The following is a 22,640-nucleotide window of genomic DNA, read 5'->3' on the forward strand; positions in this document are numbered from 1 at the left end:
CCCACAAAAAATCGCAGTGACGGGGGTGGCATTCGATCTTTGTGCGTTGCAACATAATGCGCCGCAGAAGGAGCTATGCCATGGCCGACCGTCTCGAACCCCAGTCACCGTCCCGCCCCCGCGTCGCGCTGGCGCTGCAGGGCGGCGGCGCACATGGCGCCTATGGCTGGGGCGTGATCGAGCGCCTGCTGGACGAGGATATCGATCTGGTCGGCGTCAGCGGCGCGAGCGCCGGGGCGATCAACGGTGCCGCCCTGGTCGCTGGCTATGCCGCCGACGGGCCTACGGGTGCCCGCGCCACGCTGGAGCGGCTGTGGCGGCAGGTAGCCGACGCCTCACCGCTCGCGCCGCTGGACGTCGGATCGCTGGGCGGCCCATTCTTGGAGCCGTTGCTGCGCCGATCGCTGGATATCGCCAAGCTCTCCAGCCGCTATGTCGCGCCCTTCCTGCCGAACGTGCGCGACATGAGCGCGCTGCGCCAGGCGGTGGAGAGCAGCATCGAGCTGGACCTGCTCGCCCGCCAGACGCAAGTGCCGCTGCACGTCTCGGCCACCCATGTCATGAGCGGCTCGGCGCGGCTGTTCACCGGTCCGGCGGTGACGCTGGACGCGCTGATGGCCTCGGCCTGCCTGCCCGAGCTGTTCGCCGCGGTGGAGATCGATGGCGAGGAATATTGGGACGGCGGTTTCGCCGCCAATCCCGCGCTGGAGCCGCTCTTGGCCGATGCGATCGGCGCGACCGACATGCTGATCGTCCAGCTGACCCCCTTCACCGTCGAGGATGTCGGCGGCTCGGTGGGCGAGGTAATGCGCCGGGTCAGCGACATCAGCTTCAACGCCTGCCTGCGCCGTGACCTGCGCGCGCTGTCGGAAATTCAGGATATCGCGCGCGCCGAGACCTCGCGTGATGCGCGGATGCGGGCGATCGCGCGGGTCAATCTGCACCTGCTCTCACCGCCGCCCGAACTCGCCGGGCGGTCGGGGACCAGCAAGGTCGATACCCGCTGGTCGGTGCTTCAGGACCTGCGCGAAAAGGGCCATGCGCAGGCGGAGCATTGGCTGGCCGCGCATCGTGACATGCTCGGCCGCGCCTCCTCGTTCGCCGGCCTGCCCGAGGAGGAGTGGCGCGACGGCCACGCGCTCAAAAGTCCGCGCTGAACCGTAAACCAAAGGTCCTCGGCCGCACCGGGGTCGAGACGTTACGCCGCCCCAGCAGGAAGGGGTTGCCATAGGCGAAGCGGTTGCCACGCTCGTCGAGCAGATTGTCGAGCGTCGCCGCCAGCGTGTAGCGGCCATGCCGTGCGGTCAGCCCCAGATCGGCCAAGCCATAGCCGCCCTGTCGCACGTCGAGCATGTCCCCCACACCCAGCACCGAGGGGCCGACAAAGGCCGCCTCCACCTTCGCCGACAGCAGCCATTGGGCGCCGATAGGGATGTCGCGCACCACGCCCAGCCGCGCCGAGACGCTGGGTGTTTCCGGCAGGCGGCGGTTGTTCGCCCGGCTGAGCGCCGCGGTCCTTCCTAGGACTTCGTTATCGGTCATGAACAGCGCGCCGGTCAGGTGCCAGTTGCGCTGCGGCACCCAGTCCGCCCAGCCCTCCAGCGCCGAGATGCGCGCATCGCCGATATTGCTGGTCACCGGCTGCCCGCCGCGATTGATCAGGTCGGCCTGGATCGCCGTCCACTTCGCGCGCGACAGGCTGAGCGAGGCGGACAGGCCCGTGTCCGTCCGGCGCAGATGGCGCAGCCCGACTTCGGTCATCTGGATCGAATCGGACTCGAAATTGGCGACACGCCCGACGCCCGCCGCGACCGCCAGACCACCGGTGCGGAAGCCCGACTGGTAGCGACCGAAGAGCGTCCAGTTGCCGCCGAGCAGCCAGGACACGCCCAAAGTTGGATCGATGCGCACGGTCGAGCGCCCCCGCACGAAGTTGCTCGAACGCGGCCGGATCGAGGGCTCGCCATCGACCCGCGCCGCCGTCACCCGTCCACCCAGCGTCAGCCAGAGCCGGTGAGTCAAGGGGTGCGTCGCCTCGGCAAAGATCGCGCCGCTGCGGGTGACGTTGGTCACGCCGATCACCGGCCGCACGCCCTGGCGGACGGTCAGCGACCGGCCCATGACCGACTGGTCCGAAACCACGTTGAGCCCGATCACCCAGGAGCCGCCGCCCGGCAGTCGCCGCGACAGGCGGCTCTCGTGCGAGAACAAAGTCTTGCTTCCATCCAGCTGATAGCTTTGGTGCGCGCCCAGGATGCTGGCGTCGAACTGCTCGAACGACGTGCCATGGACATAGCCGGTGGCGGAGACGAATTGCAGGCCGCTCACCCAATCCTTGGACAGCAGCAACCGACCAAAGGCCATGTCGCTCCACGACGGCTGAGCGATGGCGGCGCGGCTGGCGAGCACGTCCTCGCTCATCACATATTGCGCGTCGCGCGCAACGATCGACTGGCTGCCGCCACCGGCCTCGGCGCGCCAGCCATCGCCCACGTTCCAGCGCAGGGTGCCGCGCAAGCCGCCGGTCAGCACCCGATTGATGTCACGCGCATGGGTGCGGACATTGTCGATATAACCGCCATCGACCCCGTGATAGCCGACCAGCCGCACGCCCAGTGTCCCGGGGATCAGCACCTTGTTCGCCACCGCGGCCACATCCGTGCTGGGTGCCCCGCCCTGGGTCAGGCCACCGCCCCATTCCAGGCGCCCGCCATCGCGGTCGAGCGACACCGGATTGGAGGTCAACCGAATGATCCCGCCGATCGCGCCCGACCCGTGGAGCGCGCCCTGCGGTCCCTCGGCAATCTCGACCTCGCCGATGTCATAGAGCTTCAGCCCCGGATCGGGACCGGCAAAGGCGATCTGCACATCGTCGAGATAGAGGCTGGCGGTCGACTCGGTCGCCCCGTTGAAGCTGCTGTCGGCGATGCCGCGAATGAACAGCTTGTTGCGCCCCGGCCCGAGCGCCGTCGTCTGGAGAATGGGCGTATGCGCCGCCACGTCGCTGAGGTCGACCGAGCCGCCGGGAACGGTCACACCGCGCCCGACCACCGACACGCTGCCCGGATAGCGCGCCAGCTCGGTGCCCTGTTTGCTGGCGGTGACGATGATGTCCTGCGCATTGCCCGAGGACGGAGGCGGGGCCGCCGGGCGCGGCGCGGCGCGTGGTATCTTTACGGGGCGGGGCACCGGTATGATGCGGAAGCTCGTCGCATCGATCGCAAGGGCGCGGTATCCGGTTCCGCGCAGCAACTGCGTCAGTGCGCGGGCGGGCGGCGCCGTGGTGGACAGCGCGCGGGTGCGGACTCGGCCCAATCCGCCATCGGTCGCCACGACGGTGATCCCACCCTGCCGCGCCAACTCGCGCAGCGCTGTGTCGAGCGTGGTGGGAGCAAGGGCGATGCGGCGCGGCGATACGGCCGCCCGACCTTGGGCCAGTCCAGCGGCAGGCGCGATGAGGAAAAGGGCCAGCAGAACGGGCGCGACCAACCGGCCACGTTTAACGATCCTCGTTCGACGCCCGCAAAATCCAGTCCCCACCGCTCTGGCGCCACCCCGCTCCGATCAGTTTCGCGAGACGCGGAACGTCCTTGTCGGCATCGCCCGTCATCCGAACGACGCCGGTGACAGGGCGATCGACCAGTGGCCCCTCCACCGCGATGCGCATGCCATAGGCGGATTGCAATCGAGCGGCAATCGTCCCCACCGTCTCGCCGTCCAGATCGAGCAGCCCCTCACGCCAGCCACCGACCGTCGCCGGATCAACCGTGACGCGGCTGAGCCGATGACGGCCTTCGTCCAGCCGAATGCCCTGCCCGGCGGTCAGCGCGATACGCTCGCCCAGCGGCGCCAGCGAGACGGCTCCCTCGGCCACCGACACGTCCAGCCGCCCCCCCTGTCGCCGGACGTCGAACACGGTGCCCATATCGCGAATGGCGACATCGCCTGCCTGCAGCTCGAACGGCGCGGACGGATCGTGGCGGACATGGAACAGCGCCTGCCCCTGCTCCAGCGTCGCGGTCCGCGTGTCATGGCGGTCGTAACGCAGGCGCGAACCGCCCGACAGTTCGATCCGGGTGCCGTCGTTCAGCGCGATCTGGCGCATCTCGCCCGGCCGGGTCTGTTCGATGCGGATGTCGGGCCGCGAGCGCAACGCGACCGGCCCGGCGACCAGCGCGACCGCCGCCGCCACGCCGCCCATCAGCCACCAGCGGCCCCAGCCCGCATTGTCATTCGCGGCCACCGGTTCGGGCGCGACCTCGGCCATGGTCTCCGGCGGGGTCAGCTGCGCATCGGCCATGGCGACCGCATCATAGGCGCGCGCATGGGCTGGGCTGCCCTCCAGCCACGTCGCAAAGGCATCCCATTCGGCCGCGCTCATGTCGCGTTGCCGGATGTGCCAATCGATCGCCTGTTCCTCCAGCGTCACGCGTCAACGCTCCCTTCATCGTCATGACGACGCCGACACAGCCGATCCGCACCCCCGGCTTCACGATTTTCGTGCAAAAATTGATAGGCACGGCGCAGCAGCTTCTCGACCGCGCTCACCGTGATCCCCATCCGCTCGGCGATGACGCGTTGCGGCTGCTCCTCGAAGCGGAACAGGGTGAAGGCCTCGCGCATCCGGTCGGGCATCTCAGCGATCAGGCGGTGCGCGCGGGCCAGTTCGCTGCGGCCCAGCGCCACCCGCTCGGGATCGGCATATTCGCCCGATTGCGGCTGCACCTCTTCCCAGGCGCCATCACGCGCGCCCCGCCGGGCGGCGGCGATGCGGCGATCGGTCGCCAGATTGGTCGCCATGCGGCAGAGAAAGGGAATGGGCTGATCGATCTGGCTCGCGTCCAGATCACCCACGCGCAACCACAGGTCCTGCAGCGCATCCTCGGCATCCTCGACCGAGCCGAGCCGGGCGGCCAGCAGGCGACGCAGCAGCGGCCGCGCCTCCATGAACCGGCCCTCCAGACCCTCGCTACCCAATCACTCGCCCTCGCGTCAGGCGGCGAAGGCCAGCCCGTTTTGCGCCGCCATGTCAGACACCGAAACCGCGCGCAAGACATCCGCCTCGTCCCGCCGCGCCGCCGCGATCGCATCGCCCGCACGCCGTCCCGCTCCCGGATGGCACATCACCAGATGATGGGGCCCGGCCTTGTCGAAGAAGCGCGGCAGAGCCTCGGCAAAGCGGCCGTCAAAGCCGTAATGCCCGGCAAAACCCTGGTTGCAGCGCAGGCCCGCCGCCTCCGCCGCGCGGGTCAGGCCGCGCGAATGATAAGCGCTGCCGATCGCCTTGCCGCGCCACGGTCGGCCGAGCAGCGCGCTCACCCGATCCTCGCAGGTGCGCAGCCACGCCCCCGGCGCGCGGCGGCGGGTGATCTCCAGCACGATGGGGCGGATACCGGGTAGCGCATGGGAATGCTGATGTCCGTCGACGAACGCGGGCGGGCGGCCCATCGCATCCTCGAACCGTTCGAACTGCGCCTCCACCTCGCGCCGGATTTCGCCCGCGTCGAGTTGCCCGCGCGCCGCCATGCGGGTCAGCGGGTCGATGCCGGGCATCACGCCGTCTTGCGTAAAGCCATTGGCATGGATCGGCGCTTCCTCGGTCAGCGTCAGATGCAGGCCGATCTGCGCCGTATCGGGCACGTCGCGCAGCATCACACTGTCCTCCATCCAGTTCGGACGCAGGGTCATGCAGCTTGTCGCGTTCAGTTTTCCCGAGCGGAGCAGCTCGGCGATGACCAGACTGTCTTCGGTGGAAAAGGCGAAATCGTCAGCGCAGAGAATAAGCTGGTTCACCCACGACTCCCGCCAGATGCTGATAGGCCGTCTCGCGCATCCGCTCGGTCGTCAGACGCCGGGCCTTCAGCCGCCGCGCCAGAAAATCGTAGAAGAACCAGTCCCCCGCGAACGGCGCCGCCACGCTGTAGACCAGCCGCTCGGTCAGCGTCCAGCGGATCGACTCGCGGTCGCGCTCGCGGTCCGAGGGCACGCACCAGAAACCATCGGCATAAGCCATGCTGCCATGGCGCATCACGCGGTGGATGACCTCATGATCCTCCAGCACATAATTCCAGTGACGCGGGTCGAAGCCGCCCGCCGCCTTCAGCGCTTCGGTCCGGAATGCCTGGCCCGCGCCGCCCGCATGGCACTGGCGCGGCAGGAACCGTGAGGCCAGTCGGATGGCGGCGGACTCCCGGCGACGCGCGTCCTCGCCGTCCCCCGGAGCGATGAAATAGGCCCCCGCCACGACGCAGCCGGGCTTTTCCAGCAGGGCTTGCGCCTGCGCCAGATACTCGGCCGGATAATAGGTGTCGGCGTCGCAGGTCGCGACGAACCGGGTGTGGACGTGATCGAGCCCCAGGCGCAGTGCGTTGATCTTGCCCGGCAAGCCCTGATGCAACAGGATATGGTCGAGGCCCAGCCGCTCGCAGGCCTCGGTCGCGATGCGCACGCTGGCGTCCAGCGAGCCGTTGTCGACCAGCACCAACCGGAACCGCACCGTCTGTGCCGCCAGCCCCGCCAGCGTCGCGGCCAGATGCGTTTCTTCGTTGAAGAAGGGCACGATCACGGTCCAGCACGGCGCGACATAGGCGCTCGCCGGATCGGTCTTCCCCGCCTCGGCACAGGCTTTGGCATTGCGCCAGGCCGCACCTTCCGCATCGAGCAGCATTACCGTTTCCCGCCCACTGGACTCTCCACAACCCCCGTTGCCGAAGCCCCCGGGATGGCGGTGCCAAATCGCCCGATCCCGAAGGTTCCATGGCTAGGACGCCGCCGCCCGCACCCAACCGGACATCACGGTAAAAATTTTTTAACGAGGCCTGGAACCGTGCCGATTTCCTTTGCGGAAGGGGATCGGTCGATGGCACGGGGCCCGCGTGACGGACATTACACCCGCCCGCCCCGCCCCGCCGTTTCGTCGATGGTCATGGCCGATCCCGGACCGGCCGATGGCCGTCGCCCTGATGCTGCTCGCCTTTGCGGTGCTGACCCGGATGCGCGACTTCGGCAATCCGGTCGCGCATGTCGACGAGCAATATTATCTGCTGGTCGGCGACCGCCTGCTGCACGGCGCGCGCCTCTATATCGACTTATGGGATCGCAAGCCGCCGGGGCTGTTCCTGCTGTTCGCCGGCTTCCGCCTGCTGCCGGGTGATGGCTTCCTCGCCTATCAGCTGGTCGGCACCGCCTGCACCGCCGCCACAGGCTGGCTGATCTGGTTCGCGGCAAAGCGCATGACGCTCGCCCCACCCGCCGGGCTGGCGGCGGGCGCGGCCTATATCCTCTGGCTGCCGCTACTCAGCGGGGGAAGCGGCCAGTCGCCCGTCTTCTACAATCTGGCGATGATGGCCGCCGCCGTCCTGACGCTGGAGCTGCCCCGCTGGGCCGAGCGGCGCGCGGTGGGGGCGATCATCCTGAGCGGCACAGCGGCATGCCTGCTGGCGGGCATCGCCATCCAGATCAAATATACGCCGCTGGTCGAGGGCGCTTTCTTCGGCCTGGCGCATCTCTGGTATCTCTGGCGCGCGCGCGCGCGGATCGTTGCGATCCTGCTGGCGGCGCTCGCCTGGATGGCGATGGGGCTGCTGCCGACGCTGCTCGTCATCGGCTATTTCTGGATGAGCGCACCGGCGGCGTTCGATGCCTTCTGGTTCGCCAATTTCACCTCGATCACGCTGCGGCGCGGTTATCCGGCGGCCAAGATCATCGGACGGCTGGCGGGGATCGGCGGGCAGTTGCTGCCGCTGATCGCCTGCGCGGTCTACGCCTGGGCCAAGGGACCGAAGCGCGAGGGGTTGACGCTGACCCGCATCTGGCTGGCCTTCGCCCTGGTCGCCTTTGCCATGATCGGGGCCTTTTTCGACCATTACGCTTTGCCGCTGGTCGCCCCACTGGCGCTCGCCGCCGCCCCCGCCTTTGCGATGCGCCGCCGGGCGGTGGTCGCGGTCTTCGCGATCGGCGCGGGGCTGTTCGTCTTTCACGCAGCCACCAACGACCCGAGCGAGGGCGACGGCATCCGCCGCATGGCGAAGGTGATGGCGGCCGTCGACGGGCGCGAATGCCCCTATGTCTTTGCGGGCGATTCCAGCCTCTATCATTTGTCGGGCGGGTGCGTGCCGACCCCGTACGCCTTCCCCTCCTCGCTCGCCTATGAGGCGGAGCGCGGGGCGATCGGCATCGATGAAAATGCCGAGGTCGCCCGCATCCTCGCGCGCCGACCGCCCGCGATCGTCACGCTGGACGATCCCTTCTCGCCCTGGAACGAGGCGACGCAGGGACAGATGCGTCGGGCGCTGGCCAGCGACTATCGCTTGGTCCTGTCGGTCCCGCGCGAGGGGCGGCATGAGCTGCTCTATGTCCGGCGCGATCTGGCCGTTCCGCCTGTGAAATAAAAGCACGGTCGCGGTTGTTTTAGCGTCCTCTGCGCCCCATCTGCGCCGCCGAACCGTGATGGAGCGACAAGCCATGAGTGACGACGCCTATACTCCCCCCGCCATCTGGACTTGGGACAAGGACAATGGCGGCCAGTTCGCCTCCATCAACCGGCCGATCGCGGGGCCGACCCATGACAAGGACCTGCCGGTCGGCGAGCATCCGCTCCAGCTCTATTCGATGGGCACGCCCAATGGCGTGAAGGTCACCATCCTGCTCGAAGAGCTGCTGGCGGCAGGGCACAAGGACGCCGAATATGACGCCTGGCTGATCCGCATTTCGGAAGGCGATCAGTTCGGCAGCGGCTTCGTTGCGATCAATCCCAACTCGAAGATCCCGGCGCTGGTCGACTACCGGGGCAGCGAACCGCTCGCCATCTTCGAGTCCGGTGCGATCATGACCCATCTCGCCGAGAGCTTCGGCGCGTTCCTGCCGACCGAGACCGCCGCCCGCGCACGGGTGATGGCGTGGTTGTTCTGGCAGATGGGCAGCGCGCCCTTCCTGGGCGGCGGCTTCGGCCACTTCTACAATTATGCTCCGGTGAAGATCGAATACGCCATCAACCGCTATGCCATGGAGGCCAAGCGCCAGCTCGACGTGCTCGATCGCCAGCTGGCCGAGAAGGCCTATGTCGCGGGCGAGGAATACAGCATCGCCGACATGGCGATCTGGCCCTGGTATGGGCAGCTGGTGCTGGGCCGCCTGTATAATGCCGCCGAGTTCCTGCAGGTGCAGGACTACACCCATGTCCTGCGCTGGGCGCGCGAACTGGAAGAGCGTCCGGCGGTGAAGCGCGGACGGATGGTCAACCGGACCTTCGGCGAGCCTGCCGAACAGTTGCCCGAACGGCACGATGCCAGCGACTTCGCGCTGCGTACGGCCGACAAGCTCTGATCCATCGATCCTCCCCGGACCGGGGAGGATTTGATGACGCCCGGATGTCATCTGCCGCGAGAGGGTTGATCCCCGCCGCGGTCTGGGCCTTAGTTGCCACCATGCTCCCCCGCTTCCTCCTGTCCCGCCCGGTCCTGGCGCTCGCGCTGGCCGCCGCCGCCCTGGTCGAAAGCCCGCTTTGCGCCGCCGACCCCGCCCCGTTCGACCTGCCGGGGCCTTCGCTGCGCATTGCGGTGACGCGCGGCGACCGGACGCTACCTATCGCCGAGGTTCCCAATCTCGCGACCGGCGACAAGCTGGTCATCGAGGCGGACCTGCCCAACGACCAGCGCGCGCGCTACATCCTGTTCTCGGCCTTCCTCAGCGGCGCGACCAATCCGCCGCCCAAGAACTGGGTGCAGTCGGCCGAGACCTGGAAGCCCAAGGACAAGGATCGGCGCCTGACCCTGACCGTGCCGAAGGGCGCACGGCAGATGGCACTGTTCCTGGTGCCCGAAACCGGCGGCGCGTCGGGTACCATCGTCGATGCGGTGCGCGACCGGCCGGGCGAGTTCGTCCGTGCGGTGCAGGACCTGAACCAGGCCTCGCTCGACCGCTCGCGACTGAACGCCTTCGTCGCGGCGATCCGCGCGCAGGAGAACAGCCATCCCGAATTCCTGCGCACCCTGGCCCCCGCTTTGTCGAACAGCCTGGCGATCAAGTTGAACCCCGATTGCCTGGCGCGGGTGATCGAGTTGCAGGCGGCCTGTCTGCTCGAAAATCGCGACTCGCTGGTGCTGGCGGATATTCACAGCAGTTCGATGACCGATACGCTGGTCGGCGCACCGACCGACCTGGCGCTCCAGCTCAGCTATACGCGAGAAGCGGGGCTGGGCTATTACAGCCCCTATATCGGTGTCATCCGCGACATCGCCCGCGTGTTCGGCGCGTTTGGCAATCCGCAATTCGGCTATCTGCCGACGCTGGCCACGCGCGATGGCGAAAAGCTGTCGTTGCTGCTCAACGCCGCGCCGTCCTTCGCCAAGCCCAAATCGGTGCTGGTCGCCGCCATGCCCGCGATCGACGCGCCCAGCCCGCCGCGCCTGCGCGTGACCGCCGATGCGCCGCTGTGCGGGGCCCGGCCGGGGCTGGTCCTGCCCGTCGAGGGCGCGCCGCTGATCTATTCGACCGGGTTCGCGCGCAACATGATGGTGTCGATTACTGGAGCGGACGGCAAGACCATCGACCTGCCCGTCCGCGCGCGCGCCGATCGCGGCGGCTATGTCCTGACCGAGCCGCTGCCCGCAGGCGTGCTGTCGGGCAAGGTCTCGGCCAAGCTGCATGGCCAATGGGGCTTCGACAGCTTCGTGGGGCCGAGCTTCACGCTGCAATTCCCCGGCGGCGGCGACTGGCGCGCGGTCGATGCGGGGCAGAGCATGGTGGTCGGGCGCGACAACAGCGTCGCGCTGAACGGCCCGGCGGCGGCCTGTGTCACCGGCGTCACGATGCGGATGGGCGGCGGTGCGCCGCAGCCGGTTCCCTTCATCCTGCGAGGCGCGGACGGCATCACCGCCACCCTGCCGCTGAAGGGTGCGCGGGCGGGCGAGATTACGCTGGAAATCCAACAGGTCGGCGATACCGCCCCCCGCACCACGACCCTGCGCGCCTATTCACCCGCCAGCCGGATCGACACGGTGACGCTGGCCAAGGGCGACCGCTTCGTCACGCTGACCGGGCAGCGGCTGGACGAGATTGCCGGTGTCGAGATCGGCGATGTCCGCCTCTCCCCCGGTGACCTGACCCGCGATGGCGATACCGACCGGCTGGTTGCGACCGCCGCCGACAATCGTGTGCCGGACGGGACGAGCGCCCGGATCAGGCTGACCGATGGACGCAGCCTGTCGGTGCCGATCACCACCGCCCCGCCGCGCCCGTCCGCCACGCTGATCGCGCGCAGCCTGTCGCCCAAAAGCGGTGCCGCCGCCGTGGCGTTGGCGACGCGGGACGAGACGGTGCTGCCCGACAATGCCCGCCTGACCTTCTCGGTCCGCGCGGCCGATGGCACGCGGCTGGCCCCGACCGACGCGATCGAGGTCGCGACCGCCGACGGCAGCGCCACCGTCACGCTGGAGGGCGGGCGCGATGTCCGGTTGTCCTCGCCCGAAATCGCGGTGGCGACGCTCGATCCCGCCAGGCTTGGCCCGGCGGCGGCGGGCGGATTGCGCTACCGGATCGTGCGCGGGAGCATCAAGGGCGACTGGAGCCCGCTTGCGACGCTGGTCCGCCTGCCCCGGATCGACGGCAGCGGATGCGAGGCGGGCGGATGCTGGATCGAGGGACGCGACCTGTTCCTGATCGACCGCGTGGCCGCGACGGCCGATATGGCGGGCGCGGTCAGCGTCCCGGCGGGCTTCACCGCCGCACGGCTGACTGTGCCGGAGCTGAAGGACGGGATGCTCTATCTGGCGCTGCGCGATGCGCCGGGGGTGGTGTTCACCATGGCGGAGAAGCGGTAGGCCTTCCTCATCACGGACAGGAAAAGCACCTCAATCGGCCGAACCCGCGATCGTGGCGCGCCCGCCATGCTCCTCGCTCCGCTCCAGTTCGCGGCGCAGGGCCCGCATATCCTCGCGGAAACCGATCAACCGCTCGACACTCATGCCCGACCGCGCGGTGATCTCCTCACCCAGGCAGCCGCACTGGTCGCGCAGCGCCAATCCCCCCGGTGTCAGCCTGACCCGGACCTGGCGCTCGTCCTGCGGATCGCGCTCGCGCGCGACCATGCCGCTGGCCTCCAGCCGCTTGACCAGCGGTGTCACCGTGCTGGACTCCAGCCCCAGACGCTGGGCGATGGCACCGATCGTCCGGCCATCCTCCTCCCACAGCACCAGCATCGCCAGATATTGCGGATAGGTCAGGCCCAGCTCGTCCAGCATGGGCTTGTAGGTGCGCTGCATCGCCATGTTCGCCGCATAAAGCGCAAAGCACAGCTGCTCATCGAGCGGCCAAGGGGCCGACATCCGCTATCTCCCGTTACAGAGAAAAACATATCGCGATAAAAGAAGCGCTGGACAAGAGCGATCGGCCTTCGCATATATGTATCGCGATAAACGTTATCGGAGAAGCGATGTGACGATCGATGTGAAATACGAGACCCAGGCGCGCGCCACCGGTGGTCGCGACGGCCATGCGCGCACGGCGGACGGGACGCTGAACGTCACCTTGTCGACCCCGAAAGAGCTCGGCGGCGCAGGCGGTGACGGCACCAACCCGGAACAGCTCTTCGCGGCGGGTTACTCGGCCTGCTTCATCGGCGCGCTGAAGGTCGCGGGCCAGCAGCTGAAGGTGAAGATTCCCGATGACGTCGCCGTGTCGGCCAAGGTCGGCATCGGTCCGCGCGCGGCGGGCGGCTTCGGCATCACCACCGACCTGACCGTCGAACTGCCGGGCATCGACCGCGCCGAGGCCGAAAAGCTGGTCGAGGCGGCGCATCAGATCTGCCCCTACTCGAACGCGACGCGCGGCAATGTGGATGTCGGCCTGACGCTGGCCTGACCTCCCTACGTACTCCCTGAGCCTTCCCGGCGCGGTCTGATCTCCCTGAAGACCGCGCCGTTTTTGTATCAGGCGGAATCGCGCAGGATCAGGCCCGGCGGCATCTCCAGCCCGGGTGCGGCTCGCCCTTCGATCCGCTCGAACAGCGCGGCGACCATCGCCTTGGCCCCCGCCTCCAGATCCTGGCGGATGGTCGTCAGCCGGGGGATGGCCCGCTCGGCCAATGGCAGGTCGTCGAAGCCCGTCACCGCGACATCGCCCGGCACCGACCGGCCGCTGGCGGACAGCTCCGCCATCGTGGCCAGCGCGATCATGTCAGAGGCCGCGACGATGCCGTCGATTGCCTGCCCCTCCCCCTGCAAGCGCGCCAGATTGGCAGCGATCTGATCGGGCATCAGTTCGGGCGCGAGCGCCACGTCGAGTTGCTGCGGCGGCTTCAGTCCGGCATCGGCCATCGCGTCGCACAGCCCCGCATGGCGCTGCGCCAGTTCCAGCGTGCGGATTTCGCCCATGAAGGCGATGCGCCGCCGCCCGGTCGCGATCAGATGCTCGCCCGCCATACGCCCGCCCAGCCGGTTGTCGACGCCCACCGCGCAGTGATGCTGGCCGGGCAACGTGCTGCCCCAGACGACCAGCGGCAGATAAGTCTCGGCCACCGCGTCGATCACCGCCAGCTGGTCCGACTGACCGATCAGCAACACGCCGTCGACCATGCCCGACCGGGTGATCCGCGACAGCCAGTCGTCGTCGTCGGGGATGATGCGCGACAGCATCACGTCATGGTCGCGCGCCGCCAGCTCGTCGGCGAGATGGCCGAGCAGCGCCATGAAGAAGGGATCGGACAGACGCTGCCGCCGCTCATGGCCGAGTGGGATTGCGACGCCGATCACGCCGGTCCGCTGCGCGCGCAGGCGGCGGGCCATCTGGTTGATCTGGAAATTATGCTCGGCGGCCAGCGCCTCGATCCGCGCCCGCGTCTCGGCATTGACGACGCTCTTGCCCGCCAGCGCGCGGCTGACGGTGCCGGGCGATACACCCGCCAGCCGGGCAATGTCCTTCAGGGTGCGGGCGGGTTGGGACGCGTCGGTCATGGCCAGCCTCCTGAAACGAAAATGAGGCGGATGCCAAGTGGCACCCGCCCCAAGGGGGAGTCGATCAGAAGCGGTAGCGGATTGAGGCCGTCACCGTGCGCCCGTACAGCGCGGTATTGTTGAACACGCCTTGCGTCGAGGACAGCACCGGGAAGATGCCACCGCCGCCACGGAAGCCGAGCTTGTCGAAGATGTTGTTGGCGTTCAGGCCCAGCTCCAGCTTGTCCATCGGCCGCAAGGTGATGAAGCCGTTGAAGAAGGTCGACCCCTTGATTGTGTAGAGGTTGAAGTCGTCCGACTTGGTGCTCGTCTGGCCGTTCATGCTGACGCCGAACGCGACCGGACCGGCGTCATAGGACGGCGACACCACGAACAGGAGGTCGGGCAGGCCACCAGGCTTCTTGCCGACCAGACCGGGCGTCGCGCTGCTGGTGATCTTCGAGTTCGCATAGGTCGCGTCGACCGCCAAGTGGAAGTCGCCATAGGTCACGCGGCTGGTGAACTCGATACCATAGGAGCGGTAGCCGTTCGAGATGTTCGGATTGTTGTTCGGCGCCGGATTGTTGATCCGGGTGAAGTCGTAATTGTTCTCGGTCAGGGTCGAGTGGAAACCGGTGATTTCGACCGAGTAGGACGCGCCGCCCAGGCCGCCCCGCTGCTTCACGCCGATTTCCTGCTGGTTGAGATAGTTGACCGAGGTCGCCTGCCCCTGTGCGTTCAGCGAGCCGTCCGCGTTGAAATTGCCCGACAGGACACGACGGTCGGCATTGAAGCGGCCGCCACGGCTGGCGCGGGCAAAGACGCTGGTCTTGCTGTCAAAGGCATAGAGCGCGCCCACCGACCAGCTGACATAGCCATCGGTGTAGTTGATCTTCTCCACGTTCGGGCTGAGCACCAGCGACGGGATCAGCGCCGAGCCCAGTGCGTCCGCCACGCGGGTCGTCGGACCTGCGACGCCGCCCTGCGCGGTGCCCTCGCCATGCACGCTGTCATAGCGGATCGAGGCGTCGAGGTTCAGCCCGCCGACCTCATAACCGGCCTGCAGGAAGGGCGCGACATCGGTATAGGTCAGGTCGACACGACGCGCGCAGCAGCTGCCCCAATTGTCGTTGAACCCGGCCTGGCCCGCCGCGGTCAGCTGCGTGCCGGTGGTCGAGAACAGGTCGAGCGGCGCGGCATTATTGCCGTTCAGCTCGCTATACTGGCGGTTCACGTGCCAGTCCTGCACGATGTTCTGCCGCATCACGAACAGACCGGCGGTCAGTCGCGCCTTGCCCGGCCCGACATCGAACTTGCCGTTCAGCGTCAGGTTGTTCGCGAAATTGTCCATGTTCTTCATGAACACGTTGATGTTCGGGTTGTTGTTCACATAGGGACCGGTGAACAGCTGCCCCAGCTTCGGCCCCGCCGCATAGCGGACCGAACCCACTGTCTGGCCGTTGACGGTCGAGCCGATCAACCCGCCCGTCCCGGTCAGCGTCTGGACGTTGATGAACTGGGTGGTGAAATTCCCGCTGATCCACTGATAGCGCATCGTATCGTCGAGCGAGATGTTGTCGTTGAAATCATAATGGATCTGGCCGCTGATGCCGGTGACGCGCGGGTGGATGCCCTGCACCTCGGCCGTCTTCACGCCGCCATTGTCATAGTCCAGATACTGGAAGTTGCGGTTGTAGATCGTATAGGCCGAACCCGACCGCCCGTCGAAATTGGGCAAGGGCGTGAAGCCGGTCACCTTGTTGCCGTCCAGCGTGGCCAGCGTCGGCGTGGTGGTGTTGGTGGGCGCCTGCTCGTCCAGCCGCTTGAAGTACAGGCGGATGAAGCCGCGATTGTCGGGTAGATCCTTGGTGATGTTGGCCTTGACCTGATAGCCGCGCAGGATGTTGAAATTCTCGTTGGTATAGCCGCCGCCGTCGCGCGCATAGCCGCCGATGTGGAAGCGCGTGGTGTCGTCGATCGGCCCGCCATAGTCGAAATCGACACGGTGCTCGCGGAAGCCCAGGCCGTTGGAATAGGCGATTTGGCCGCCCTTTACGTCACCGGTCTTGCTGATGAAGTTGATGACCGCGCCCGGCGCCTGGCTGGCGAAGGTCGAGGCCGAACCGCCGCGCACCGCCTCGACCGTCTTGATGTTCTGGTCGAAGCGCAGCCAATAGTCGTTGTTGCCGAAGTTGATGTCGCCGAACAGGACGTCGGGCAGGCCGTCTTCCTGCAGCGAGACATATTCCGAACCGCCGGTCGACACCGGAATGCCGCGCACGCCGATATTGGCATTGCCGCCCGGACCCGCCGTATCGCTGGGCTGGAGACCGGGGATGTTGCGCAGAATTTCGGCGGTCGAGCGAGGGGTGAAGTTCTGGATCGCCTCCTGGCTGACCTGCGACACCGAGATCGAGCTGCGGAAACGCGACCGCTCGCCGCTGGTCGCGGTGACGACGATGTCTTCGCTGGATGCGCCGGCATCGGGGGTGGCCCCTTCCTGGGTCGCCGGGGTCGGAGCCTGGGCCGTCTGCGCAAGGGCCGGTGCACTCACCAGCGCCATCGCCAAGGCCGCCATCGATCCGCAGGAACGCAGAACGTTCGTCGTCATAACCCTCTCCTGATTCGCCCCGGTGTCCGGGATGTCGTGCATCCTGGATATCACACGCGCAATCGTTTGCAACGGATCATTGCAAACCATTGCAAAGAAATTTACCTATCTGTGATCGAGAAAGCACAGCGGCGCGCGTGCCCCCCACCGGCTAAGAGTGCGAGGGGCCGCAAGTGCCCGAAGGAGAGATGGCGATGACGACCCCTTCCCCCGATGCGATCCGGTCGGTGGTGATCGTCGGCGGCGGCACGGCGGGCTGGATGACGGCCGCAGCTCTGGCCCATGCAATGCCCCGCGGCCTGTCGATCACGCTGGTCGAGTCGGACGCCATCGGCACGGTCGGCGTCGGCGAGGCGACCATTCCGCCGATCCGCCTGTTCAACCAGACGCTGGGCATCGACGAAGCCGAGTTCCTGCGAGAGACCAGGGGCAGCTTCAAGCTGGGCATCGAATTCGTCGGCTGGGGACGCGCGGGCCATCGCTATTTCCACCCCTTCGGCACGCACGGCAAATCCTTCGATCTGGTGGCGGTGCATCAGCATTGGCTGGCGGCGGGCGGCCCCGACAGCGGCATCGCGTTCGACGATCTGTCCATGGCCTGGGGCGCAGGAAAGCGCGGACGGTTCGCCCAACCCATGGCCGATCCGCGCAGCGTCGCCTCGACCTTCGACTATGCCTATCACTTCGACGCCGGGCTCTATGCGCGGTTCCTGCGCCGCTATGCCGAGGCGCGCGGCGTGATGCGGGTCGAGGGGAAGATCGCCGGACATGCGCTGGACGATACGCGCGGCCATGTCGCCTCGGTCACGCTGGACGATGGTCGGGTGCTGGCGGGCGATCTGTTCGTCGACTGTTCGGGGTTCCGGGGCCTGCTGATCGAAGAGGCGCTGGGCACCGGCTATGAGGACTGGGCGCACTGGCTGCCCTGCGACCGCGCGGTGGCGGTGCCGTGCGAAACCGGCGGCGACGGGCTGACGCCCTATACCCGCTCGACCGCGCGTGAGGCCGGATGGCAATGGCGCATCCCGCTCCAGCATCGCACCGGCAATGGCTATGTCTATTGCAGCCGCCATATCTCGGACGATCAGGCCGCCGCGACGCTGATCGCGAACCTCGACGGCCAAGCGCTGGGCGATCCGCGCTTCCTGCGCTTCACGACCGGGCGGCGTAAGCTGATGTGGAACCGCAACGTCGTCGCCATCGGCCTGTCGAGCGGGTTCATGGAGCCGCTCGAGTCGACCAGCATCCACCTGATCCAGGCGGGCATCGCCAAGCTGCTCGCCTATTTCCCCACGCAAGCGTTCGAGCCTGCCGGGATCGCGGAATATAACCGCGTCGCGATCACCGAATATGAGCGCATCCGCGATTTCCTGATCCTGCACTATAAGCTGACCGAGCGGACGGATTCGGCTTTGTGGCAAGAGTGTGCGGCGATGGACGTTCCCGACACGCTGGCGATGAAGATCGACCATTTCCGCTCCGCCGGACGGCTGGTCGCGCGCGACATGGACCTGTTCGGCCCCGCGAGCTGGGCCGCGGTGCATATTGGGCAGTTCAACATGCCCGAGGGGCTGGACCCGCTGCTGGCTTATGGTGATCCGGCCCAGAGCCGAGTGTTCGTGGCGAAACTGGCCAGCGCGATCGGGCAGATGGCGGAGTCCATGCCGAGCCATGCCGATTGGCTCAAGAAGATTGGGGCGACCGCCTGATCCTCCCCGGTACGGGGAGGTGGCAGCGCGGAGCTCTGACGGAGGGGGGCTTCCCCGAAGGACATCCGTTGAGGCACGCCCCCTCCACCAGCTTCGCTGGTCCCCCTCCCCGTTCCGGGGAGGATTTTACAACCCCTCGCCCCCGACCCATTGCGCATGCGCCAGCCGCCTGGCCAATTCCCAATTCTGCTGCCGCAAGTCCGGCACCGCTACGACCTCCCACAAGCCGCCGCGCGTCATCGGGCCGATGCAATAAAGCCGGTCGTTCACCCCGCCATCCGCCGCCACGACATGGCTCTGCGCATCGACCTCCAGCCCGATGCGGAGCGCATCCGGGCGGATCATCCTCTCACCGATCAACTGCCGGATCAGCGGCTCTTGCGAGCGGAGCAGGTCGCCCTGCGGCCCGCTGCAGTTGACGATCCGCGCGACCCGCAACGTCTCGACGCCATCGCCCCCGCGCGGTCGCCAGTGGACGAGCGCCCCGTGCCCGTCCGGCTCGACCCGGACCAGCTTGCCGCCCGCGATCGACAGCCGCCCGGCCTCGACCAGCCCGTCCACCCGGTCCGCGACCGAGGGTGCGAGGCGGTGGCGATGCACATCCCAATAGGGCCGCACATGCCGCAGGAACCGTGCCCGCGTCGCACCATCCGCCGCACCCCACATCATCTGCGTCACCGGGCGAAGCGCATCGACCGCGCCGCGCCAACCCTGCTCCTGGGCTGCACAGCGGAAATGCCGGACCAGCGCCGACAGGCTGGCGGCGGGGCGTTCACGCAGCGGCGTGACCGGCGGCGTCTCGGCATGACGGCGGGGTGCAAGCCCCCGGCGCGACATGGCGATGGTCCGCCCGCCAAAGCCGCTTGTGTCCAACAACAACGCCGCATCGATCGCGGTCAGCCCGCTGCCGACCAGCAACACCCGGTCATCCTCGCCCAGTCCCTCAGCGATATCGCCCGCCCACGGGTCCTCGCGATAGCACCCGTCCGCCAGAAGCGTCGGATCGATCCCCGGCGGCGTGTGCGGCGGCAGGTTGCCCAGCGCCAGCACCACCGCATCGGCGGCCAACCCCTCACCTTCCGCCATCTGAAGGCGATATCCGGCACCCTCCCGCTCCAGCGCCACGACCTCGCCGCTCGCCAGGGTCAGCCGTGCCGGGTCCGCCGCGATCGTCTCCATCAACAGGTCGCGCAGATAGTCGCCATAGACCCGGCGCGGCACGAAGGTCTTGGCATCCCCCGCCCCACGCGCCACCAGCCAGCGAACGAAATGATCGGGATCGTCGCGCAGCGCGCTCATATTGCCCGCGCGCACGTTCAGCAGATGCTCGGCATGCGCCGCGCTATAGGCGACGCCGCGCGCCAGCTGGTTGGCCCGCCGTTCGATCAGCGTCGCGCGCGGGCCGCCATGGCGAACCAGATTAATGGCCAGCAACGTGCCCGCAAAGCCGCCGCCGATGATCGCGACATGCTCGATCCCTGCCGTCATCTGCCAGTCGTCCTTTCCTGATCGCCGGTCCGCCATCCTTTAGTCGCATCGGAAACGATCGCCACGAAGATTTCAGTATACGATTTTGGAGTGCGTCGTTACGCTGCTGCTTTGCAATTCACGCGTGGGTGGGTCGATGCGGTCGTGCTGGCGAATTTCCGGGTTTTTGGTTTCCCTTTCCTCGATCGCGCTGGCGACGCCGCTGATGGCGCAGACCCCCGTGCCGACACCGCCGTCCGACCCCGCATCGGCCGGTTCCTCCGTCCAGCCCTCCGGCGCTTTGTCGGTCGAGGGGATTTTCGGCCGGGGCGCCGTGCGCACGGAATCGGTGCGCTCCAGCCGTTGGACCAAGGACGGCGAAAGCTATCTCGCCCTCGAAAACGGGCCCAAGGGCGGGCAGGATATCGTCCGCTATCGCATCGCCGACGGCCAGCGCCAGGTGGTGATCGCCGCCGCCGATCTGGTCCCACCGGGGGCCAGCGCGCCGATCACTATCGACAGCTATGAATGGTCGCCCGACGACAAGTGGCTGCTGATCCAGACCAATGGCCAGCGCTTCCGCCGCACCAACGCGCTGTCCGATTACTGGCTGTACGACGTCGCCAGCCGCCGCTTGCACAAGGTCGGGCCGGACGCCGCGCCTTCAACCCTGCTCTACGCCACCGTCTCGCCCGACAGCAGCCGCATCGCCTATGTTCGGGCCAACAACATTTATGTCGAGCCGATCGCGGGCGGTGCCCCCGTTGCGCTGACCAGGGACGGTGACGATTATGTCGTCAACGGCCTGGCCGACTGGGTGTATGAGGAGGAGTTCTCGGTCCACCGCGCGTTCGAGTGGAGCCCGGATTCCCAGCGCATCGCCTTCTTGCGCTTCGACACGAAGGGTGTCGGCACCTTCGACATGATCAAGAACACCGGCGGGCAATATTCGCAGGTGATCCCGCTGCAATATCCCAAGGCGGGGACGACCAACTCGGCCGTCACGACCGGCGTGATCGATGTGGCCGACGGCGCGACCCGCTGGTTCAAGCTGACGGGCGACCCCCGCCAGAATTACGTGCCGCAGATAAGCTGGGCGGGCGGGTCGGACGCGCTGTTCATCCAACAGTCCAACCGGCTGCAAAACGCCTACAACGTCCTGCTCGGCGATCCCGCGACCGGCGCGGTCAAGCCGATCATGGTCGAAAAGGACGCCGCCTGGGTCGAGGCCAATGTCGCCCCCGAATGGCTGAACGGCGGGCGCAGCTTCACCTGGCTGTCCGAGCGCGACGGCTGGCGTCACCTCTATACCATCGACCGCGCGAGCGGCCACGCGACGCTCCGTACGCCGGGCAAGTTCGATGTGGTCGAGTTGCTGAACGTCGACGAAAAGGCGGGCTATGCCTGGTTCATCGCCTCGCCCGACAATCCGACCCAGCGTTACCTCTACCGCACCACCCTGTCGGGCACGCCGAAGGTCGAGCGGCTGACGCCTGCGAACCAGCCGGGCACGCACAGCTACGACATCGCGCCGGGCGAGCATTGGGCGCTGCACACCGTGTCGCGTTTCGACGCGCCGCCGGTGACGGACATGCTCGACATGACCCGCCAGCAGCCGCTGCGCACGCTGGCCGCGAACGCGCCCTTGACGCAGGTGGTGAAAGCCACCGGCCTGCCCGCGACCGAGTTCTTCCGTGTCGATATCGGCGGCGGCACGCAGCTCGACGGCTGGCTGATCAAGCCGCCGGGCTTCGATCCGGCCAAGCGCTATCCGATCCTCTATTTCGTCTATGGCGAACCCTGGGGCCAGACGGTCGCAGACCGCTGGGCCGGGTCGCAGGGGCTGTGGCACCGGATGCTGGCGCAAAAGGGCTATCTGGTCGCCAGCCTCGATCCGCGCGGCACCGCCACGCCGCGAGGGCATGACTGGCGCAAGAGCATCTATCGCCAGGTCGGCATCCTGGCTTCCGCCGATTATGCGGCGGGCGTGCAGAAGATGCTGGCGACACGGCCCTATATCGACCCTGCCCGGATCGGCATCTGGGGCTGGAGCGGCGGCGGCGCGATGACCCAGAACGCGCTGTTCCGCTACCCGGACCTCTACAAGACCGGCATCGCGGTGGCGGGGCCGACTGACATGAAGCTCTATGATACCATCTATCAGGAGCGCTACATGGGCCTGCCGCAGGACAATGTGGAAGGGTATAAGAACGGCTCGCCGATCACCTTCGCCGACCGGCTGAAGGGCAACCTCCTGCTGATCCACGGCACGCTGGACGACAATGTCCATTACCAGAACCAAGACCAGTTGGTGGATCGCCTGATCCACTTCAACAAGCCGTTCACGATGATGGCGTACCCCGACCGCAGCCACGGCATCTATGAGGGCGAAAATACCAGCATCCACCTCTATTCCCTAATGACGCGGTATCTAGAGACCAACCTGCCGCCCGGCGGGCGGTGAGCGGAACTTAAGACACCCAAGGCGGCGTCGGCTTTCCATTCCGACGCCACCCCTTGGTCGTGCAGACATAGAAGCTGACATGGCCGCGTCCGCACAGTCCGCCGCATCGAAGCCACACCTCCGCAGCCGCATGATCGCGATCCGCGACCAGCCGAGGTATTTCGATCGTGTAGACCGTGGCGCGCGCACCCCGCCATGGTCCTTTGCCCGTCGCGTTGGAACGCGCACGGGCATTTGCGGCCGCGATACCCTCGGGGAGTTGCTGGCCGAGCGCCGGACATAATTTCATCAGTTCGCTGTGCGCGGGGTCGACCTCCAGATAAGTCTCACCGGAGGCGGCGGGGCGTAGGTCCGCGACAGCCAAGCGACCGATCTCGCAGGCGTCGCTCGGCGGTGCCAGTGGCGCGTCGATCCGCATCATCAGCGCGCCCATCATGACCATCAACATCGGCAATCCCCCC

At 67.4% G+C, this 22,640-nt stretch carries 17 protein-coding genes; 7 read left to right on the plus strand and 10 right to left on the minus strand.

Annotated features, from left to right (window positions below):
* Positions 1 to 80: 80 nt before the first annotated feature.
* Positions 81 to 1,157: a patatin-like phospholipase family protein gene (locus tag SSA01S_RS12575; RefSeq protein WP_061780598.1), complete on the plus strand. Its 1,077-nt coding sequence runs from the start codon at positions 81 to 83 to the stop codon at positions 1,155 to 1,157.
* Here the strand turns inward: SSA01S_RS12575 and SSA01S_RS12580 are convergent.
* From SSA01S_RS12580 to SSA01S_RS12600, 5 genes are read right to left on the minus strand one after another with little or no spacing between them, the layout of a single operon-like run.
* Positions 1,141 to 3,489: a TonB-dependent receptor gene (locus SSA01S_RS12580; RefSeq protein ID WP_061780599.1), complete on the minus strand. Its 2,349-nt coding sequence runs from the start codon at positions 3,487 to 3,489 to the stop codon at positions 1,141 to 1,143. The genes SSA01S_RS12575 and SSA01S_RS12580 overlap by 17 nt on opposite strands.
* A 10-nt stretch (positions 3,490 to 3,499) precedes the next feature.
* On the minus strand, positions 3,500 to 4,429 hold the full coding sequence (locus tag SSA01S_RS12585; protein WP_061780600.1) for a FecR family protein: 930 nt from the start codon (positions 4,427 to 4,429) through the stop codon (positions 3,500 to 3,502).
* Positions 4,426 to 4,977 carry an RNA polymerase sigma factor gene (locus SSA01S_RS12590; RefSeq protein WP_240954546.1) on the minus strand — a complete coding sequence of 184 codons (552 nt, stop codon included), beginning with the start codon at positions 4,975 to 4,977 and terminating at the stop codon, positions 4,426 to 4,428. The genes SSA01S_RS12585 and SSA01S_RS12590 overlap by 4 nt, the downstream gene beginning before the upstream one ends.
* 15 nt (positions 4,978 to 4,992) lie before the next feature.
* Positions 4,993 to 5,793 (minus strand): ChbG/HpnK family deacetylase, encoded by an 801-nt coding sequence (locus tag SSA01S_RS12595; protein ID WP_061780602.1) that lies wholly within the window; start codon positions 5,791 to 5,793, stop codon positions 4,993 to 4,995.
* Positions 5,768 to 6,667 (minus strand): glycosyltransferase family 2 protein, encoded by a 900-nt coding sequence (locus tag SSA01S_RS12600; RefSeq protein ID WP_082795070.1) that lies wholly within the window; start codon positions 6,665 to 6,667, stop codon positions 5,768 to 5,770. Before SSA01S_RS12600 ends, SSA01S_RS12595 begins: the two co-directional genes overlap by 26 nt.
* A 280-nt stretch (positions 6,668 to 6,947) precedes the next feature.
* Here SSA01S_RS12600 and SSA01S_RS12605 point away from each other — a divergent pair, with 280 nt between their 5' ends.
* The 3 genes from SSA01S_RS12605 (at position 6,948) to SSA01S_RS12615 (ending at position 11,819) form a co-directional block, all read left to right on the plus strand.
* Positions 6,948 to 8,390, plus strand: coding sequence for a glycosyltransferase family protein (locus tag SSA01S_RS12605; RefSeq protein WP_061780603.1), 1,443 nt, complete (start codon positions 6,948 to 6,950; stop codon positions 8,388 to 8,390).
* 73 nt (positions 8,391 to 8,463) lie between these two features.
* Positions 8,464 to 9,324, plus strand: coding sequence for a glutathione-dependent disulfide-bond oxidoreductase (gene yghU, locus SSA01S_RS12610; RefSeq protein WP_061780604.1), 861 nt, complete (start codon positions 8,464 to 8,466; stop codon positions 9,322 to 9,324).
* A 101-nt stretch (positions 9,325 to 9,425) separates the two neighbouring features.
* Positions 9,426 to 11,819, plus strand: coding sequence for a hypothetical protein (locus tag SSA01S_RS12615; protein WP_061780605.1), 2,394 nt, complete (start codon positions 9,426 to 9,428; stop codon positions 11,817 to 11,819).
* A 30-nt stretch (positions 11,820 to 11,849) separates the two neighbouring features.
* On the opposite strand, the gene SSA01S_RS12620 is transcribed toward SSA01S_RS12615, so the two are convergent.
* Positions 11,850 to 12,323, minus strand: a complete 474-nt coding sequence (locus SSA01S_RS12620) for a MarR family winged helix-turn-helix transcriptional regulator (RefSeq protein WP_061780606.1) — start codon at positions 12,321 to 12,323, stop codon at positions 11,850 to 11,852.
* 109 nt (positions 12,324 to 12,432) lie between these two features.
* Between SSA01S_RS12620 and SSA01S_RS12625 the strand changes: the two genes are divergently transcribed.
* Positions 12,433 to 12,858 (plus strand): organic hydroperoxide resistance protein, encoded by a 426-nt coding sequence (locus tag SSA01S_RS12625; protein WP_061780619.1) that lies wholly within the window; start codon positions 12,433 to 12,435, stop codon positions 12,856 to 12,858.
* Positions 12,859 to 12,926: 68 nt separating this feature from the next.
* Here the strand turns inward: SSA01S_RS12625 and SSA01S_RS12630 are convergent, their stop codons facing one another.
* Entirely contained in the window at positions 12,927 to 13,949 is a 1,023-nt protein-coding gene (locus SSA01S_RS12630; RefSeq protein WP_061780607.1) for a LacI family DNA-binding transcriptional regulator, read from the minus strand.
* Positions 13,950 to 14,013: 64 nt separating this feature from the next.
* Entirely contained in the window at positions 14,014 to 16,539 is a 2,526-nt protein-coding gene (locus tag SSA01S_RS12635) for a TonB-dependent receptor domain-containing protein (protein ID WP_061780620.1), read from the minus strand.
* Between the two features lie 194 nt (positions 16,540 to 16,733).
* On the opposite strand from SSA01S_RS12635, the gene SSA01S_RS12640 reads away from it, so the two are divergent.
* Entirely contained in the window at positions 16,734 to 18,248 is a 1,515-nt protein-coding gene (locus tag SSA01S_RS12640; RefSeq protein ID WP_061780608.1) for a tryptophan halogenase family protein, read from the plus strand.
* A 126-nt stretch (positions 18,249 to 18,374) separates the two neighbouring features.
* Here SSA01S_RS12640 and SSA01S_RS12645 read toward each other — a convergent pair whose 3' ends face one another.
* Positions 18,375 to 19,736: an FAD/NAD(P)-binding protein gene (locus tag SSA01S_RS12645; RefSeq protein WP_061780621.1), complete on the minus strand. Its 1,362-nt coding sequence runs from the start codon at positions 19,734 to 19,736 to the stop codon at positions 18,375 to 18,377.
* 166 nt (positions 19,737 to 19,902) lie between these two features.
* Between SSA01S_RS12645 and SSA01S_RS12650 the strand changes: the two genes are divergently transcribed.
* Positions 19,903 to 22,179, plus strand: coding sequence for a S9 family peptidase (locus SSA01S_RS12650; RefSeq protein WP_244885682.1), 2,277 nt, complete (start codon positions 19,903 to 19,905; stop codon positions 22,177 to 22,179).
* Between the two features lie 7 nt (positions 22,180 to 22,186).
* Here the strand turns inward: SSA01S_RS12650 and SSA01S_RS12655 are convergent, their stop codons facing one another.
* Positions 22,187 to 22,627, minus strand: a complete 441-nt coding sequence (locus SSA01S_RS12655; protein ID WP_061780610.1) for a hypothetical protein — start codon at positions 22,625 to 22,627, stop codon at positions 22,187 to 22,189.
* Positions 22,628 to 22,640: the final 13 nt, after the last annotated feature.

This window comes from Sphingomonas sanguinis NBRC 13937 (assembly GCF_001591005.1).
In the GTDB taxonomy this organism is placed as follows: domain Bacteria; phylum Pseudomonadota; class Alphaproteobacteria; order Sphingomonadales; family Sphingomonadaceae; genus Sphingomonas; species Sphingomonas sanguinis.